This window comes from Mesorhizobium sp. CNPSo 4689 (assembly GCF_057784325.1).
Window position 1 is genome coordinate 1 of record NZ_JBWLUZ010000093.1, and the last position, 1,585, is coordinate 1,585.

General features: G+C 62.8%; 1 protein-coding gene. It reads left to right on the forward strand.

Annotation, left to right across the window (positions count from 1 at the left end; genetic code table 11):
- On the forward strand, window positions 1–1,556 hold a 1,556-nt coding region (gene groL / locus AC04SI_RS33255), incomplete at its 5' end, for a chaperonin GroEL (protein ID WP_488475724.1).
- Window positions 1,557–1,585 lie beyond the last annotated feature (29 nt).

The following is a 1,585-nucleotide window of genomic DNA, read 5'->3' on the forward strand; positions in this document are numbered from 1 at the left end:
ATGCGGTGAAGGTCACCCTCGGCCCCAAGGGCCGTAACGTCGTCATCGACAAGTCGTTTGGTGCGCCGCGCATCACCAAGGACGGCGTCACCGTCGCCAAGGAAATCGAGCTCGAGGACAAGTTCGAGAACATGGGAGCGCAGATGGTGCGCGAGGTTGCCTCGAAAACCAGCGATATCGCCGGTGACGGCACCACGACCGCAACGGTGCTCGCCCAGGCGATCGTCAAGGAAGGGGCGAAGGCCGTCGCCTCGGGGATGAACCCGATGGACCTGAAGCGCGGCATCGACAAGGCCGTCGAGGCGATTGTCCAGGAGTTGAAGACCAACGCCCGTAAGGTGACCAAAAATGACGAGATCGCCCAGGTCGGCACCATCTCGGCCAATGGCGATGTCGAAATCGGCCGCTTCCTCGCCGAGGCGATGCAGAAGGTCGGCAATGAGGGCGTGATTACGGTCGAGGAAGCGAAAACCGCGGAAACCGAACTGGAAGTTGTCGAAGGCATGCAGTTCGACCGCGGCTATCTCAGCCCGTATTTCATCACCAACCAGGACAAGATGCGCGTGGAGCTCGAAGAGCCTTACGTGCTGATCCACGAGAAGAAGTTGTCCAACCTGCAGGCACTACTGCCGGTGCTGGAGGCTGTGGTGCAGTCGTCCAAACCGCTGCTGATCATCGCCGAGGATGTCGAGGGTGAGGCGTTGGCGACGCTGGTCGTCAACAAGCTGCGCGGAGGCCTCAAGGTCGCGGCCGTCAAGGCACCCGGCTTTGGCGATCGCCGCAAGGCGATGCTAGAGGATATTGCCATCCTCACCGGCGGCACCGCGATCTCGGAAGATCTCGGTATCAAGCTCGAAAACGTCACGCTCAACATGCTCGGCCGCGCCAAGAAGGTGGTGATCGAGAAGGAGAACACCACCATCGTGGACGGCGCCGGCTCGAAGAGCGAGATCCAGGGCCGCATCAGCCAGATCAAGGCGCAGATCCAGGAGACTACCTCCGACTACGACAAGGAAAAGCTGCAGGAGCGGCTGGCCAAGCTCGCTGGCGGCGTCGCCGTCATCCGCGTCGGCGGCTCGACCGAGATCGAGGTCAAGGAACGCAAGGACCGCGTCGACGATGCCATGCATGCGACGCGCGCTGCGGTCGAGGAAGGCGTGTTGCCAGGTGGCGGCGTGGCGCTTCTGCGTGCGGCCAAGGCACTGGACAGTGTGCAGGCCGAAAATGAGGACCAGAAGCACGGTATCGAGATCGTGCGCCGCGCGCTCGAGGCGCCCGTGCGACAGATCGCCGAGAACGCCGGCGCGGAAGGTTCGATCATCGTCGGCAAGCTACGTGAGAAACCGGATTTCGGCTGGGGCTGGAACGCACAGACCAATGCGTTCGGCGACCTCTACAACGAGGGCGTCATCGATCCGGTGAAGGTGGTGCGGACCGCGCTCCAGGATGCGGCATCGGTTGCCGGCCTGCTGGTAACGACGGAAGCGATGGTTGCCGAGAAGCCGAAGAAGGAACCCGCAGTTCCGGCAATGCCGGGTGGCGGCATGGACTTCTGAGGAAACGCAGCGGTGTCCGCGCTCCATGG